The sequence below is a fragment of the Streptomyces sp. NPDC024632 genome (assembly GCF_055559175.1).
This window is the reverse complement of sequence record NZ_JBVHLD010000015.1, coordinates 100,858-115,467: the sequence shown is the minus strand read 5'-3', so window position 1 is coordinate 115,467 and position 14,610 is coordinate 100,858. Positions and strand designations below refer to the sequence as shown.

General features: G+C 74.1%; 15 protein-coding genes and 5 tRNA genes. 9 read left to right on the top strand and 11 right to left on the bottom strand.

Features of this window, described 5'->3' with window-relative positions; translation table 11 throughout:
• The first annotated feature begins 347 nt into the window (after positions 1-347).
• Positions 348-1,589 carry a uroporphyrinogen-III C-methyltransferase gene (cobA, locus tag ACZ37P_RS28120; protein ID WP_467349170.1) on the top strand — a complete coding sequence of 414 codons (1,242 nt, stop codon included), beginning with the start codon at positions 348-350 and terminating at the stop codon, positions 1,587-1,589.
• Between the two features lie 54 nt (positions 1,590-1,643).
• On the top strand, positions 1,644-2,465 hold the full coding sequence (locus tag ACZ37P_RS28115; protein ID WP_355332605.1) for a TrmH family RNA methyltransferase: 822 nt from the start codon (positions 1,644-1,646) through the stop codon (positions 2,463-2,465).
• A gap of 76 nt (positions 2,466-2,541) precedes the next feature.
• Here the strand turns inward: ACZ37P_RS28115 and ACZ37P_RS28110 are convergent, their stop codons facing one another.
• The 3 genes from ACZ37P_RS28110 to ACZ37P_RS28100 all read right to left on the bottom strand — a co-directional run bounded on the left by ACZ37P_RS28110 (position 2,542) and on the right by ACZ37P_RS28100 (position 6,700).
• Complete coding sequence (locus tag ACZ37P_RS28110) at positions 2,542-3,693, bottom strand: acyl-CoA dehydrogenase family protein (protein ID WP_467349169.1); 1,152 nt, start codon at positions 3,691-3,693, stop codon at positions 2,542-2,544.
• A complete protein-coding gene (locus tag ACZ37P_RS28105; RefSeq protein WP_391160858.1) occupies positions 3,690-4,895 on the bottom strand; it encodes an acyl-CoA dehydrogenase family protein in 1,206 nt (401 codons plus the stop codon). Before ACZ37P_RS28105 ends, ACZ37P_RS28110 begins: the two co-directional genes overlap by 4 nt.
• A 464-nt stretch (positions 4,896-5,359) precedes the next feature.
• Positions 5,360-6,700 (bottom strand): serine/threonine-protein kinase, encoded by a 1,341-nt coding sequence (locus ACZ37P_RS28100; protein ID WP_355332597.1) that lies wholly within the window; start codon positions 6,698-6,700, stop codon positions 5,360-5,362.
• Positions 6,701-6,941: 241 nt separating this feature from the next.
• Between ACZ37P_RS28100 and ACZ37P_RS28095 the strand changes: the two genes are divergently transcribed.
• A complete protein-coding gene (locus ACZ37P_RS28095; protein ID WP_188285447.1) occupies positions 6,942-7,175 on the top strand; it encodes a hypothetical protein in 234 nt (77 codons plus the stop codon).
• 355 nt (positions 7,176-7,530) lie between these two features.
• Positions 7,531-7,734, top strand: coding sequence for a hypothetical protein (locus tag ACZ37P_RS28090; RefSeq protein ID WP_188285448.1), 204 nt, complete (start codon positions 7,531-7,533; stop codon positions 7,732-7,734).
• Between the two features lie 293 nt (positions 7,735-8,027).
• Here the strand turns inward: ACZ37P_RS28090 and ACZ37P_RS28085 are convergent.
• The 5 genes from ACZ37P_RS28085 to ACZ37P_RS28065 form a co-directional block, all read right to left on the bottom strand.
• Positions 8,028-8,099, bottom strand: a tRNA-Val gene (locus ACZ37P_RS28085).
• Between the two features lie 38 nt (positions 8,100-8,137).
• Positions 8,138-8,209: transfer RNA gene (locus tag ACZ37P_RS28080), tRNA-Val, on the bottom strand.
• A gap of 32 nt (positions 8,210-8,241) precedes the next feature.
• Positions 8,242-8,313, bottom strand: a tRNA-Val gene (locus ACZ37P_RS28075).
• A 1-nt stretch (position 8,314) separates the two neighbouring features.
• Positions 8,315-8,388, bottom strand: a tRNA-Cys gene (locus ACZ37P_RS28070).
• Between the two features lie 35 nt (positions 8,389-8,423).
• Positions 8,424-8,496 (bottom strand) — tRNA-Gly (locus ACZ37P_RS28065).
• A 222-nt stretch (positions 8,497-8,718) separates the two neighbouring features.
• Between ACZ37P_RS28065 and ACZ37P_RS28060 the strand changes: the two genes are divergently transcribed.
• From ACZ37P_RS28060 to ACZ37P_RS28050, 3 genes are all read left to right on the top strand, one after another.
• Positions 8,719-9,798, top strand: coding sequence for a chorismate-binding protein (locus ACZ37P_RS28060; protein WP_355332593.1), 1,080 nt, complete (start codon positions 8,719-8,721; stop codon positions 9,796-9,798).
• Positions 9,795-10,616 (top strand): aminotransferase class IV, encoded by an 822-nt coding sequence (locus tag ACZ37P_RS28055; RefSeq protein WP_355332590.1) that lies wholly within the window; start codon positions 9,795-9,797, stop codon positions 10,614-10,616. Before ACZ37P_RS28060 ends, ACZ37P_RS28055 begins: the two co-directional genes overlap by 4 nt.
• A gap of 94 nt (positions 10,617-10,710) precedes the next feature.
• Complete coding sequence (locus ACZ37P_RS28050) at positions 10,711-11,556, top strand: GNAT family N-acetyltransferase (protein WP_467349165.1); 846 nt, start codon at positions 10,711-10,713, stop codon at positions 11,554-11,556.
• A gap of 107 nt (positions 11,557-11,663) precedes the next feature.
• Here ACZ37P_RS28050 and ACZ37P_RS28045 read toward each other — a convergent pair whose 3' ends face one another.
• Positions 11,664-12,254 carry a DsbA family protein gene (locus ACZ37P_RS28045; protein WP_467349163.1) on the bottom strand — a complete coding sequence of 197 codons (591 nt, stop codon included), beginning with the start codon at positions 12,252-12,254 and terminating at the stop codon, positions 11,664-11,666.
• A 168-nt stretch (positions 12,255-12,422) separates the two neighbouring features.
• Between ACZ37P_RS28045 and ACZ37P_RS28040 the strand changes: the two genes are divergently transcribed.
• Positions 12,423-12,872, top strand: coding sequence for a hypothetical protein (locus ACZ37P_RS28040; RefSeq protein ID WP_355332582.1), 450 nt, complete (start codon positions 12,423-12,425; stop codon positions 12,870-12,872).
• A 112-nt stretch (positions 12,873-12,984) separates the two neighbouring features.
• On the top strand, positions 12,985-13,221 hold the full coding sequence (locus ACZ37P_RS28035; RefSeq protein ID WP_355332579.1) for a hypothetical protein: 237 nt from the start codon (positions 12,985-12,987) through the stop codon (positions 13,219-13,221).
• 64 nt (positions 13,222-13,285) lie between these two features.
• On the opposite strand, the gene ACZ37P_RS28030 is transcribed toward ACZ37P_RS28035, so the two are convergent.
• A complete protein-coding gene (locus ACZ37P_RS28030; RefSeq protein WP_467349161.1) occupies positions 13,286-13,843 on the bottom strand; it encodes a CGNR zinc finger domain-containing protein in 558 nt (185 codons plus the stop codon).
• 303 nt (positions 13,844-14,146) lie between these two features.
• The gene (locus tag ACZ37P_RS28025; protein ID WP_003959770.1) at positions 14,147-14,560 is read right to left on the bottom strand and encodes an SsgA family sporulation/cell division regulator; all 414 of its coding nucleotides are present in this window, start codon (positions 14,558-14,560) and stop codon (positions 14,147-14,149) included.
• Between the last annotated feature and the right edge of the window lie 50 nt (positions 14,561-14,610).

Sequence of the window (14,610 nt, the reverse complement as noted above, 5' to 3'; positions counted from 1 at the left end):
GGGGGCGCCGCTGACGGCGGCATGCACCCCGGCGGGACGGTCGTGGCCCCAGGGGGTGCCGCCTGCTGTGGCGTGCACAGTCTCGCGGTGCGTCCTGGCCGAGCGCGCGGTTCCCCGCGCCCCGAGGGGGTGCCGCCCGTTGTGGCGTGCACAGTCGCGGTGCGTCGTGGTCGGCCGCGCGGTTCCCCGCGCCCCCAAGAAGGACCGCTCACCCTTCTGCGGAAGAGGACGCGTCCCGGAGGGGCGCGGGGAACCGCGCGGCCGGGCACGGTGGGGCCGACCGGGTCCGGGGCCGAAACGTAGGATCGCCGCACGCAGTGGAAACCGTTGAGAAGGAGCCGGACCGCATGGATCGCAAGGACGCCCCGGCGTACCCCGTAGGGCTGCGCCTCGCCGGACGGCGCGTCGTGGTGGTCGGCGGTGGCCAGGTGGCGCAGCGGCGGCTTCCGGCGCTGGTGTCGGCGGGGGCGGACATCGTGGTGGTGTCGCCGACGGCGACGCCGTCGGTGGAGGCGATGGCCGACGCGGGCGAGCTGCGCTGGGAGCGGCGGCCGTACGAGGACGGGGACCTGGAGGGCGCCTGGTACGCCCTGGTGGCGAGCACCGACCCGGCGGCGAACGCGGCGGCGTCCGCGGAGGCGGAGGCCCGCCGGGTGTGGTGCGTGCGCAGCGACGACGCGGAGGCGGCCACGGCGTGGACGCCCGCGACGGGCCGTTCGGAGGGCGTGACGGTGGCGGTGCTGACCGGCAGGGACCCCCGGCGGTCGGCGGCGGTACGGGACGCGGTCGTCGAGGGGCTGCGGGACGGCACGCTGGTGGCGCCGCACCACCGGACGCGGACGGCGGGCGTGGCGCTGGTCGGCGGCGGCCCCGGCGACCCGGACCTGATCACGGTGCGCGGACGCCGCCTCCTGGCGGAGGCGGACGTGGTGATCGCCGACCGGCTCGGCCCGCGCGACCTGCTGGACGAACTGCCGCCGCACGTCGAGGTGATCGACGCGGCGAAGATCCCGTACGGCCGGGCGATGGCCCAGGAGGCCATCAACAGCGCGCTGATCGAGCACGCCAGGGCGGGCAAGGCCGTGGTCCGGCTCAAGGGCGGCGACCCGTACGTCTTCGGGCGCGGTATGGAGGAGGCAGAGGCGCTGGCCGCGGCCGGTGTCCCGGTCACCGTCGTACCCGGCATCTCCAGCTCCATCAGCGTGCCGGGCGCGGCCGGTATCCCGGTCACGCACCGGGGTGTGGCCCACGAGTTCACGGTGGTCAGCGGCCATGTCGCGCCCGACGACGCGCGCTCGCTGGTCGACTGGACGGCGCTGGCCCGGCTGCGCGGCACCCTCGTGCTGCTGATGGCGGTCGAGCGGATCGGCCCGATCGCGGCGACGCTCGTGGCGGGCGGCCGGTCCGCCGACACACCCGTGGCCGTGGTGCAGGAGGGCACGACGGCCGCGCAGCGCCGGGTGGACGCCACGCTGGCGACCGTCGCGGACGTCGTGGAAGCGGAAGGCGTACGTCCCCCCGCCGTGATCGTGATCGGCGACGTGGTCACCGTGGGCGGCGGCGTCGCGCAGGGCCGTACCGGCCGGTGAACGGCTTGTGGATGCGCCGTTGGCAGGTGCCGGAGGACAGGGCAGTATCAGGCTGTGGCTGAGCTCATCACGATCGACGACCCCGACGACCCGCGCCTGCACGACTACACGTCGCTGACCGACGTGGACCTGCGGCGTCGTCGCGAACCCGCCGAAGGTCTCTTCATCGCCGAGGGCGAGAAGGTCATCAGGCGGGCCCGGCACGCCGGTTATCGCATGCGCTCGATGCTGCTGTCCGCCAAGTGGGTGGACGTCATGCGCGATGTCATCGACGAGGTGCCCGCTCCCGTCTACGCCGTCAGCCCCGACCTCGCGGAGCAGGTCACCGGCTACCACGTGCACCGGGGCGCCCTCGCCTCCATGCAGCGCAAGCCGCTGCCGACGGCCGAGGACCTGCTGGCCGCCGCCCCCGCCCAGGGCGCCGGACGCCGCGTCGCGATCTTCGAGGACATCGTCGACCACGCCAACCTCGGCGCCGCCTTCCGCAGCGCCGCCGCCCTCGGCGTGGACGCCGTCTTCCTCTCCCCGCGCTGCGCCGACCCCCTCTACCGGCGCGCCGTCAAGGTCTCCATGGGCGCCGTCCTCCAAGTCCCCTGGACCCGCCTGAGTTCCTGGCCCAAGGACATCGAACGCTTCCGCCAGCAGGGCTTCGTCACCGCGGCGCTCTGCCTCGCCGACAAGTCGATCACCATCAACGAACTGGCCGCCCGCCGCTACCCCAAACTCGCCCTCATGCTCGGCACCGAGGGCGACGGCCTCTCCGTGGACGCCCTGCGCGCCGCCGACGAGTGGGTCAGCATCCCGATGGCCCCCGGCGTCGACTCCCTCAACGTCGCCGCCGCGTCGGCCGTCGCCTTCTACGCCACGAGGCTGTAGCCGCGCGGGGCGGCGGCCGGGGCCAGGTCGTCAGGCGCGCTGGGGGCACCCCCAGCGCGCCCACGGGCCCGCGTCCTCACGGGCGGGGCGGGAGCCCCACCAAAGAGGCCAGCGCCGCGCGGTGGTACCCCGGCGTGCCGAGGGCGATCTCGTCCGCCTTGGCGCGCTTGAGGTAGAGATGGAGCGGATGCTCCCACGTCATGCCGATGCCGCCGTGCAGTTGAAGGGCCTCTTCCGCGGCGTGGACGGCCGTGGCGGCGACGTACGACTGCGCGACGGCCACGGCGACGGCGGTGTCGGGCGCGCCGGTGGCCAGGGCGTCGGCGGCTGAGCGGGCGGCGGCGCGGGCCGAGACGACCTCGAGCCAGAGGTCGGCGAGCCGGTGCTTGAGCGACTGGAAGGACCCCACCACGCGCCCGAACTGGTGGCGCTCACCGAGGTATCGGACGGTCTCGTCCAGGCACCACTGGGCGATGCCGAGCTGTTCCGAGGCGAGCAGCCCGGCGCCGGTGAGCAGGGCGCGGTCCAGCGCGGCGGCCGGGTCTGCGGCGGGCAGGAGACGCCCGGCGGCGCCGGAGAGCTCCAGATCGGCGAGCGGCCGGGTGAGGTCGAGGGAGACCGGCCGTACGGTACGGACGTCGGCCGCCGCGACCTCGTAGAGCCCCGGGCCTTCCGGGCCGACGGCGGGGACGACGAGCACGTCCGCGACGAGGGCTTCCACGACGCTGGTGACACGGCCGGTCAGCAGACCGCCCGCGTCGGCGCGTACCGCTGTGGGGAAGGCACCGCCGGGAGCGGCGGACAGCGGGACGGCCAGCGCCGCCGTGGCCGTGCCTGCGGCGAGGCGGCCGAGCAGCGCCGCCGTCCCCGCGTCCTCGGTGTCGCAGCCGAGCAGCGTGGTGGTGGCGAGGACGGCGCTGCCGAGGAAGGGCGTGGGCGCGGCGCCGCCGCCCAGGACTTCGAGGACGACGGCGGCCTCCCGCGCGGAGGCGCCCTGGCCGCCGAGCTTCTCCGGCACCAGCAGCCCGGCGAGGCCGAGTTCGGCGGCGAGCACCCGCCACAGCGCCGGGTCGTACGGCGTGTCGGTCTCGATCGCGGCCAGCACGGCCGTCGGCGGGCAGCGGTCGGCGAGGACGTCGCGCACGGCGGCCCGCAGGTCGTCCTCGACCTCGGAGTAGAGGAGGTCGGCGGGGCCGGGGGAGGGGACGGAGGCGGAGGCGGCGGTCATCGGGGGAGGTCCTTCCAGGCGGCGTCCTTGTCGGTGCGGGGCTCGGAGGGCAGGCCGAGGACCCGCTCGGCGACGATGTTGCGCAGGATCTCGGAGGTGCCGCCCTCGATCGAGTTCCCCTTGGCCCGCAGATAGCGGTAGCCCGCGTCGCGGCCGTAGAAGTCGACACTGCGCGGCCTGACCATCGTCCAGTCGCCGTAGCGCAGACCGTCCTCGCCGAGGAGTTCCACCTCAAGGCCGCTGATCTGCTGGTTGAGCCGGGCGAAGGCCAGCTTGAGCCCGGAGCCCTCGGGGCCCGGCGCGCCGGACACGAGCTGCTGGCGGACCCGCTCGGCGGTGAGCCGCGCGACCTCCGCGTCCACCCACAGCCGCATCAGCCGGTCGTGCAGCTCCGGCGTCCGCAGCTCGGGCCGCTCGCGCCAGGTCGCGGCGACGGGGCCCATCATGCCGCCCTCACGCGGCAGGCTCTGTCCGCCGATCGCCACCCGCTCGTTCATGAGCGTGGTCTGCGCGACCCGCCAGCCGTCGCCGACCTCGCCGAGCCGGTGCGCGTCGGGAATCCGCACCCCGCTGAGGAACACCTCGTTGAACTCGGCCTCACCGGTGATCTGCCGCAGCGGACGCACCTCGACGCCGGGGTCGGTCATGTCGCACACGAAGTACGTGATCCCTCGGTGCTTGGGCACATCCGGGTCGGTACGGGCGATGAGGATCGCCCAGCGCGCGGTGTGGGCACTCGACGTCCAGACCTTCTGGCCGTCCACGACCCACTCGTCGCCGTCGCGGACCGCCCGCGTGCGCAGCCCGGCCAGGTCCGAGCCCGCGCCCGGTTCGCTGAAGAGCTGGCACCACACCTCCTCGCCGGTCCACAGCGGTCGCAGAAAGCGGGACTTCTGCTCCTCGGTGCCGTACCGCAGGATGGTCGGCGCCGCCATGCCGAGCCCGATGCCGATCCGCCGGGGATCGTTGTCCGGCGCCCCGGCCGCCGTCAGCTCCGCGTCCACCGCCGCCTGCGCCGCCCTCGGCGCGCCCAGGCCCCCGAGGCCCTCGGGGAAGTGCACCCACGCCAGCCCCGCGTCGAACCGCGCCCGCAGGAACTCCAGCGGCTCCGTCCGCCCCGGCTCCCACGCCGCCAGCAGCGCCCTGGCCCGTCGGCGCAGCTCCTCCTCGCCGAGGCCGTCCTTCGCGGTGGTGGTCGTCATGCGCCGCGTCCTTCCGATCGCCCGAGCCTACTAAGCAAGCGCTTGGAAACCTAGCCGAAGTCCGCCCACCCACGCCAGCCCCCCTGCGGGGGAGGCTTCACGAGTACGGACGCCCGCGCGAGTGCCACATCCCGTCGCGGAGCCAGCCCCGCCCCACCCTGGCCCCCCGCGCCGTTCCCCGCGCCCCGGCGTGGGCTGGTCGCGCAGTTCCCCGCGCCCCTCAAAAGCCCGCCCTCCGGACGCCGGGTGGGGTCCCGTAGGGGCGCGGGGAACTGCGCGCGCAAGCGCAACGGGCCGGTGCTGTTCCCATGGCGGGAATGTGGCACTGACCTGGGGGCGCGGGGAACTGCGCGACGAGCCACGGCCGGCCGGGACTGTCCGCACGGCCGAAAGTGGCACCCACCCGGGGGAACGGCGCGATCGGCCGTGACGGAAGTCGACATCGGGCCGCCCGGGCGGCAGCCCTAGGGGCCTGAATCCCCGGCGGAAGCCGAGACGGTGACCGTGGGCGGGACGCCGAGTCCGCGGGAGAGCCGGTGGCACCCCTGGGCGGCGGCGATGATGACGGCCGCGAGAAGGGTGACGATGACGAAGACGAAGACGCGCTGGCGCAACAGGCGCCGCTTCGGGCTGGCACCGGGACGCCGCCCGGTCGGCGTCCGGGCGGCGGGGGTGCGGGTCCCGGAGGACCGGGGGCCGGGCGGCCGAGGCGGCGGCGTACGCGACCCGGAGCGCCCCCCTGACGTGCCGGCGCCGCCCTGCCCCCCGGCACCGGCCCCGGTGCCGTGCGGCCCCTGGCCACCGCCCGTACGGCTGCCGCGGCCGGGCGCGGTACCGGGACCCGTACGCCCGTTGGTCGGCCCGCCGGCCGGCCGCCGTTCGGTGTGCTGCTGCGCGTACTCCTCGGCCCTGCGGCCGGTCGGCCGCTCCGGGCGCGGCCCGGCCGCCTTCGGCAGCCCCTCGCGGCGCGGCGCGCCGATCCCGCGGGCCTCGCGGGCGGCGATCTCGGCGAGCCGTTCCGAGAGCTGCACGGTGCTCGGCCGCTCCTCGGGGTCCTTGGCCAGGCACGCGTAGACCAGCGGCGCGAGCGCGTCGGGCACGCCGGTCAGATCCGGCTCCTCGTGCACCACGCGGTACAGCATGACCTCGGAACTGCCCTGCCCGAAGGGCGAGTCGGCGGTCGCCGCGTACGCCAGGGTGGCGCCGAAGGCGAAGACGTCGGTGGCCGGGGTGACCGCGGCGCCGCGCACCTGCTCGGGCGCGAGGAAGCCGGGCGAGCCGACCGCCGTACCGACGTGCGTCAACGTGCTGGCCCCGGTCGCCCAGGCGATGCCGAAGTCGATGATCCGCGGGCCCTTGGGGGACAGCAGGATGTTCGACGGCTTGAGGTCGCGGTGCACGACCCCGGCCTCGTGCACGGCGACCAGCCCCTCGGCGAGGGCCGCGCCGATCGTGGCGACCTCGGCGGCGGGCAGGGTGCCGCCCTCGGCGACCTTGTCGTGCAGGGACGGCCCCGGCACGTACTGCGTGGCGAACCACGGACGTTCGGCCTCGAGGTCGGCCGCCACCAGCCGGGCCGTGCAGCCGCCGCGGATCCGCCGGGCGGCGGACACCTCACGGGCGAACCGCGAGCGGAACTCCTGATCCTCCGCCAGCTCGGGCCTGATGACCTTCAGCGCGACACGCTGCCCGCGCTTGTCCGCGCCGAGGTAGACCACGCCCATGCCGCCCGCCCCGAGCCGCCGGTGCAACCGGAACGCGCCGACGACCCGCGGATCCTCGCGCCGGAGCCGCATCATCGCCATGTCCGTCCGTCCCCTGCCTCCGGTGGGGGAGGCCCCACTCCACTGAACTGACCGGCCGCTGGGCCGGCCGCCCACAGCTTACGGACTCAAGTCCCCCCGCGCGCTGATGCCCCGCAGGCGCGCGGGCGCTAATTGTCAGTGCCCGGTGGGATCCTTGAGAGGTGGGAGCGCGCCCGTCCGACGGGTGGTCAGCACCGCGCCCGCTTCGCCAACGGACCGTCTGCCAAGGGGGAATGACGCCGTGAAAGGTGATCGTGTGGAGATAGTCGTCGACGCGGGGGACACCACCCGCACCTATGAGGTCATCGCCACCCGGGCGGGCCGCAGAGTGGAGACGGCGGTGCGCCGAGGTGTCGTGGAAGTGAGTGAAGTCACCCGCAATGGGACGGTGGTCCGCACCGCCCGCTTCATGTCCACCAGGGTGCTCGCCCTGGTGGAGCAGCCGGTACCGCGCGAGGTCGAGCAGGCGGGCTGAGCGCCGCCCCGTCACCGCACCGTCGCCCGACCCCGTCACCGCCCTGTCACCCGCCCCGCTACCGACTCCGTCCCGGACCCCTCCTCAGGAAAAGCCGCCCCTCCCGCCCGGTGTCCCCTCCGGGATACCCCTGGTGACCTAGGTCGCCTCCTCCACCCAGGGGAGTATCCGGGCCGCTCGCCGTCATCCTCCGGGAGGCCGGTAAAGGGGTACGAGGGCATGACGACCGGCCGCCGTCGCGCCCCTAATGTTGAGGTCAAGCGGCGGGCGAAGCACTCGTCCCCCGAGGTCAAACGTCCGCCGCCCCAAATCTGACAACAGAAGATCTGACCACACCACACCTCTGGAGAGGGCCATGGCGAACACGGTGGAACGCACCGCGCGTGCCGTGCGCGGCGGCAGGGCGATGATCGTCGGCGCCCGTCCGACCGGCACCCGGCATCCGCTGGTGGCGGCGGCCATGGTGCTGCCGCTGGCAGCGCTGCTCGCCTACTTCTTCGGTGGAGTGGACGCGGTGGTCACACAAGCGTCGTCCGTAGCCGGCCTGATGGGGCGCTGACACAACGCCCCAGGCCCGGAAGAGCGGTCCGGGCCGGGGACATACCGGTGAACCCCGTGGGGACGGGGGTACGGCGGACGACTGCGTTTGCCCGGGTATCGCGAGATACCCGGGCATTGCGCTTTTCCGGGGCCAGTTGACCCCGATCCCGACGACGGAGGCGGTCCTCCCGCGACCGAGGGGACCCGCACCGCCGAGGGACCCGCACGACCGAGTGGACACGCACAGCCGAGTGGACCCGCACGACCGAGGGCCGGAAGCTCGATCGCTTCCGGCCCTCGGTGTCCTGCGCGTGGACGATACTGGGATTGAACCAGTGACCCCTTCCGTGTCAGGGAAGTGCTCTCCCGCTGAGCTAATCGTCCTCGGTCGTGCGGGTGACGCGGATGGTGCTGATGACGCGTGCGCGATACTGGGATTGAACCAGTGACCTCTTCCGTGTCAGGGAAGCGCTCTCCCGCTGAGCTAATCGCGCGGGATCTTTCTCCAGGACCCTGTGGGGTCCAGTGGACGATACTGGGATTGAACCAGTGACCTCTTCCGTGTCAGGGAAGCGCTCTCCCGCTGAGCTAATCGTCCTTGGAGGTGGAGACGGGATTTGAACCCGTGTAGACGGCTTTGCAGGCCGTTGCCTCGCCTCTCGGCCACTCCACCAACACAGCGGGGGTTCGGGAAGATCCCCCACGTCGAGCGGACGACGAGATTCGAACTCGCGACCCTCACCTTGGCAAGGTGATGCTCTACCAACTGAGCCACGTCCGCAGGCGCCGTAGCTCCGGGGCACTCTCGTGTCCCGGCGACGTGGTGAACTCTAGCGGATTCCCGGTCAAGCTCAAAAACTGGTTTCCGCAGCGTGCCGGGCCAATGACGGGCGCATGACCGGCGGAGCACCGCGACGGCGCCCCGCCTAGACTCGGCTCCACCTGCCGCCGAGCACCGGTTCGGCCCTCTCGTCGTCCACTCGCCGTCCACCAGGGAAGCCCCGTGCGTGACCTCGCCCCCATGGCCCGCTTCGGCGGCCTCGTCGCCTCCGACCTGCGGGATGTCACCGCGGACCTGAGCGCGCTCGACTCCACGGGCTTCTGGGCGGTCGCCGCCGACTTCGAGGGCCGTACGGTCTGCGCCCGCTTCGGCGACGTACGCCGCGACCCCGCCCCCTCCACACCCCGGACCCGCCCCTGGCGCGGCCCCGACCCCGCCGCGTGGACCTCCTCGCTGGACCGCGCGGCCTATGTGGCCGGGGTGCGCGCGATCCGCGAGCGCATCGCGGCCGGAGAGGTCTACCAGGTCAACCTCTGCCGGGTCCTGACCGCGCCGCTGCCCGAGGCGGAGAGCCGGGGCGGGTACGGCGGCCCGGACATCGACGCGCTGTCCGCGGTCCTGGCCCGCGGCAACCCGGCCCCGTATGCCGGAACGATTCGGCTGCCCGCGCACGGCGTCGAGATCGCCACCGCCTCGCCCGAGTTGTTCCTGCGGCGCGACGGCGCGACGGTCGAGTCGGGGCCGATCAAGGGCACCGCGCGGACCGCGGACGAGCTGCTGCCCAAGGACCACGCGGAGAACGTCATGATCGTCGACCTGGTGCGCAACGACCTCGGCCAGGTCTGCGCCACCGGCTCGGTGACCGTGCCCGCGCTGTGCGCGATCGAGCCGCACCCCGGCCTGGTGCACCTGGTCTCCACCGTCCGCGGCGAGCTGCGCCCCGACGCCGGATGGCCGGAGCTGTTCGCCGCCGCCTTCCCGCCCGGCTCGGTCACCGGCGCGCCCAAGTCGAGCGCGCTGCGGGTGCTCGGCGAGCTGGAGACCGCCCCGCGCGGCCCGTACTGCGGCGGGATCGGCTGGGTCGACGCCGACCGGCGGACCGGTGAACTGGCCGTCGGCATCCGGACGTTCTGGATCGACAGGACGGGCCCCGGCGCCCCCCTGCTGCGCTTCGGCACCGGTGCCGGGATCACCTGGGGTTCGGATCCGGAAGGCGAGTGGGCCGAGACCGAATTGAAGGCGGCCAGGCTGCTGGCGGTAGCGTCGGGAGTCCAGGAGACAAGCGGAGGGATGCTTCGGTGAAGATCTGGGTGGACGGCGGACTGCGGGACACCGCGGACGCCACCGTGTCGGTGTTCGACCACGGACTGACGGTCGGCGACGGCGTGTTCGAGACGCTCAAGGCCGTGGAGGGCCGGCCCTTCGCGGTCACCCGCCACCTGGAGCGGCTCGCCAGGTCCGCCCGCGGTCTCGGCCTGCCGGAGCCCGACCAGGACGAGGTGCGCCGCGCCTGCGACGCCGTGCTCGCCGCGAACCCGATGCCGCTCGGACGGCTGCGGATCACGTACACCGGCGGCCCGTCGCCGCTCGGCTCCGACCGCGGCGACGCGGGCACCACCCTGGTCGTGGCGCTCGGCGAGGCGTCCGTACGCCCCGACACCACCGCCGTCGTCACCGTCCCGTGGGCGCGCAACGAGAAGGGCGCGCTGTCCGGGCTCAAGACCACCTCCTACGGGGAGAACGTCGTCGCTCTCGCGCGGGCGCACGAACACGGCGCCAGCGAGGCGCTGTTCGCCAACACCCGGGGCAGGCTCTGCGAGGGCACCGGGTCCAATGTCTTCGTCGTCCTCGACGGCCGGCTGCTGACCCCGCCGCTGGCGTCCGGCTGCCTGGCCGGGATCACCCGCGAGCTGGTGATCGACTGGACCGGCGCGCAGGAGACCGACCTGCCGCTCGACGTCCTCGACCGGGCGGAGGAGATCTTCCTGACCTCGTCGCTGCGCGATGTGCAGGGCGTGCACCGGACGGACGACCGTCGGCTGTCCGCCGCTCCGGGGCCCGTCACGGCCAAGGCCATGCGGATCTTCGCCGAGCGCGCGGCGGCCGATCCGAACCCGTAGGTCCCCCAAGTCCCGGCACGGCGGCCGCCGGGCGCGGTAGAACGTCACCCGGCACCCCATGCGATCGGTACGGCGACATCCCGGGAGCGCGACCATGACGACGACCCTCAGACCCGCGGGCCCGGAGCGGCGCGCGCCCGACGGCGGTCGCGCCCGCGCCTTCACCGTCTGCGTCAACGGCCGCCCGGTCGGCGGTGTCGAGCTGAGCGCGGAACCGGGGCTCGGCCCCGGCACCGGGCGGATCGCGGCGCTGGCCGTCGACGAGCCGGACCGGCGGCGCGGGCGCGGCACCGTGGCCGCGCTGGCCGCCGAGGAGGTGCTGCGGCTGTGGGGCTGCGCGCGGGCGGAGGTCTCGGTCCCTGCCGCCGCCGAGTACGGGCTGCGGCTGGCCACCGCGCTCGGCTACGTCGAACGCGCCCGCGGCATGCTCAAGTCACTGCGCGAGCCCGCCCCGCCGCACCCGCTGCCCCCAGGCAGCCGCACCCGCCCGCTGACCGCCGCCGAGCACGGGCCGTGGCGGGCGCACAGCGCGGAGGAGTTCATCGCCTCGCTGGTCGACCGCGGCATGCCGCGCGAGCAGGCGGCGGCCCGCGAGGCCGCCGCCTTCGACCACGTGCTGCCGCGCGGCCGGGACACTCCGGGCGCCGCGCTGTACGCCCTCGCGCACGACGGTGTGACCGTCGGCCGCGTGGCGCTGCGGCTGTACGACGAGGCCGACCGTGCCGCGCCCGCGTGGGTGCTGGCCGTCGAGGTCGACACCGCGCACCGGGGCCGCGGACACGGCCGTACGCTCATGCTCGCCGCCGAGAACGCCTGCCGGGAGGCCAGGGCCCCCGCCGTCGCCCTCGACGTCTTCGCGGGCAACGCACCGGCGCTGCGGCTGTACGAGTCGCTGGGCTACGGCACGACGGTGCGGCACCTGACGAAGCCGCTGCTGTAGCCCGGACCCGAGCCCAAACCCGACCCCGCTGCCCGCGTCTGAGCCCGAGCCCGGTCCCGTGCCCGCTGCCCGCGTCTGATCCCGACCCCGATGGGCCCGGCGCCGGTCTAGTCGCGGCCGGGGATCCGGCAGACCTGCGCGTCGTCGCCGGTGGCCGGGCCGGGGCCGGGGACGGCCGAGCCCGCCTCGGCCAGCAGGCGGTCGGCGATGGCCGTGATCCGCTCGCGCAGCCCGTCCTGGCTCTTGCCGCCGTCCAGACGCTCGCCGCCGATCACATACGTGGGCGTGCCGGTGACGCCGATGGCCTTGCCCTCCGCCTCGTCGGAGTCGACGACCAGCAGGTGGCGGCCGTCGATCAGCGCGGTGTCCACCTCGTCGGCGTCCAGGCCGAGATCGCGGGCCACCTCGACCAGCAGCGCCTCACCGCGGCTGTCCAGTTCCTCGACCCTGGCCAGCACGGCCTCCGCGTACGGCCAGCCGCTGCCCTGTTCGTACGCCTCCTCGTACGCCTGCGCGGCGGCCAGGGCGTGCGCGTGCTTGGGCAGCGGGAAGTGCCTGAGCTGGATGTCGAGCGTGTCGCCGTACCGCTCGCGCAGCGCGCGGACGTCGTCCAGGGCGGTGCGGCAGTCCGGGCACTGGAGCTCGCACCAGACCTCGAGGACGGGGGGACGCGACACGGCGGGGGAGGGTTGATCCATGGTCCAAGTCTCCCACTCGGGGAGGAGGCACCCCCGAGATCCCCCTGAACCCGGCCCCCCGCCGTGGCCTCGCGCGCCCGTGTCGAGGCAGGATGGGAGGACGCGACCTCGTGCGGGCCCTTGGCCGGACCTCACGGGGCCATCCGCAACTGCCGCAGGAGCCTCGGGATGCTGACCACCGCCCTATGCGCCGTCCTGTCCGCCGCGGGCCTGGCCATCGCCGTGCAGACCGCCTACCGCCGACGCTATCTGCGGGCCACCCGCATCGCCGCCGTGTCCTTGCTGCCGGTCGGCCTGGCCATGGCGGGGCTCGTGACCCTCGGCCGCAAGATCGGCACCGCCACCGGCAACTGGGCGGCCGACCTGATCTTCAAGCCCACCGTCTGGCTCGGCTTCGGCGTCATCGGCGTCTCCGTGCTGCTGTACGGCGTCACCCGGCTGATCGCCGCGCGCGTCGGACCCGAGGAGGGGCAGCAGCCCCCGGCGGCCGTGCCCGGCGCCTCCAGCCCCGCGCTGCCCGCCTCCTCCCGCCCGAGCACGAAACGGCGCGCCTCGGCGGACAGCGGTCTGTCCGACTTCGCCGACGTCGAGGAGATCCTCAAGCGGCGCGGTATCTGACCGGAAGGCGTGGGCCGCACGGCCCTCTTCGAACGGGTGTGGGGGTCCGAAACACCCCTGGGAGTTGGCGTGTTGGGAGACGAGTGATCGTTCTCTGCGCGATCATCGGCCTGTGCTGCCCACCTCCGGGGATCGTCTCTCCCCTCCGCGGCCGGACCGTGCCGAATCCACTGTCGAGAACGTCGTTCCAGGCCCGCGCGCCGAGGGTCGTGAACCCGCCGCGAGGGCGGGGGAGGGAGAGCCGCAGGGGTGCCTGTACGCCCTCTCGCAGCCCCCGCTGATGCTGTTCCTGTGCGTGATCGGAGGGCTGCTCGGGGCAGGCGCGATCTACGACCTGCTGCTGCTCTGACGCCGCGGGCCGGGGGCGGACGCACGCGGCGGCGTCCGCGGTCGGCTGTTCGTGCCGCCCGCGCTCAGGCGCTCGCCTCGCGCTGGCGGGCCCGGTAGGCCGCCACATGGAGCCGGTTGCCGCAGGTGCGGCTGTCGCAGTAGCGGCGTGAGCGGTTGCGGGACAGGTCGACGAAGGCCCGGCGGCAGTCGGGCGCGTCGCACCGCCGCAGCCGGTCGCGTTCCCCGGCGACGATGAGGAAGGCCAGCGCCATGCCGCAGTCCGCGGCGAGGTGGTCGGCCAGCGAGGCGCCCGGCGCGAAGTAGTGCACGTGCCAGTCGTAGCCGTCGTGGTCGGTCAGCCGCGGCGTGGTGCCCGCCTCGGCGACCATCGCGTTGAGCATGGTGGCGGCCGTCGCGTTGTCGGCGGCGCCGAAGACGGCGGTGAAGCGGGCGCGTACGGCGTGGACGGCGGTGAGGTCGCGCTCGTCGAGCCGTCCGACCTCGCTGACCTGGTTGCGCTCCACGAAGCCGCGGAGGTCCGCGACGTCCGCGAGCGAATCCCGGCCCTCGATCTGCGGCGCGGTGTTGACGAGGTCGACGACGCTGTCGAGCGCGCACCTGGTGTCATGGTTGATCAGCACGGAACTGCTCCCTGCCGGCGTGATCGGTCGGCTGCGTTCCGGTGACTCTAGCGCGCGAAAGCCGCCGCCGTGGGGGTGCAGGCCCCACGGAGACGGCTGTCGTGCGTGTCTCGTACGCGACGGGTGACGGTGTCGTGCGTGTCGCGGCGAGCGACGTCACGAGCGATGTCATGAGCGAAATCGCGTGCGAAGTCGTGTCGAGATGACAGGCGGCCGGGCCGGGCGCGAGCGTCCGGCTCCGCTGGTCGGGTCCGGGCGTCCCCCCGAGTAGGACGGCCGCGGACTGCGGTGACGGGCTGGGTCTCAGCTCTCCGCGAGGATGTGGGAGAGCTCGGTGTCGAGGTCGAAGTGACGATGCTCGGTGCCCGGCGGAACCGCGGCGTCCGTCCGCTTCAGGAAGGACTCCAGGGCCCGCGCCGGTGCTTCCAGCAGCGCTTCGCCCTCGGGGGAGCTGAGGGCGATGCAGACGACGCCCTGACCGTGGCTGCGGGACGGCCAGACTCTGACGTCTCCGGTGCCGGTGGGGCGGTGCAGCCCCTCGGCGAGCAGGTCGCGGGCGAACACCCATTCGACCGTCTCTTCGGCTCCGGTGTGGAAGGTGGCGTGCACGGCATACGGATCGGCCGTGTCGTACCGCAAGCCCGCGGGTACAGGCAGTGAGGATTCGCTCGACACAACGAGGCGCAGGTGCAGCTCGCAGCTGACCGTGGTGTTCATAAGCGCCAGGGCCTTTCGCTCAGTGTGCGCTCGGGGATTCGCACGTCGGC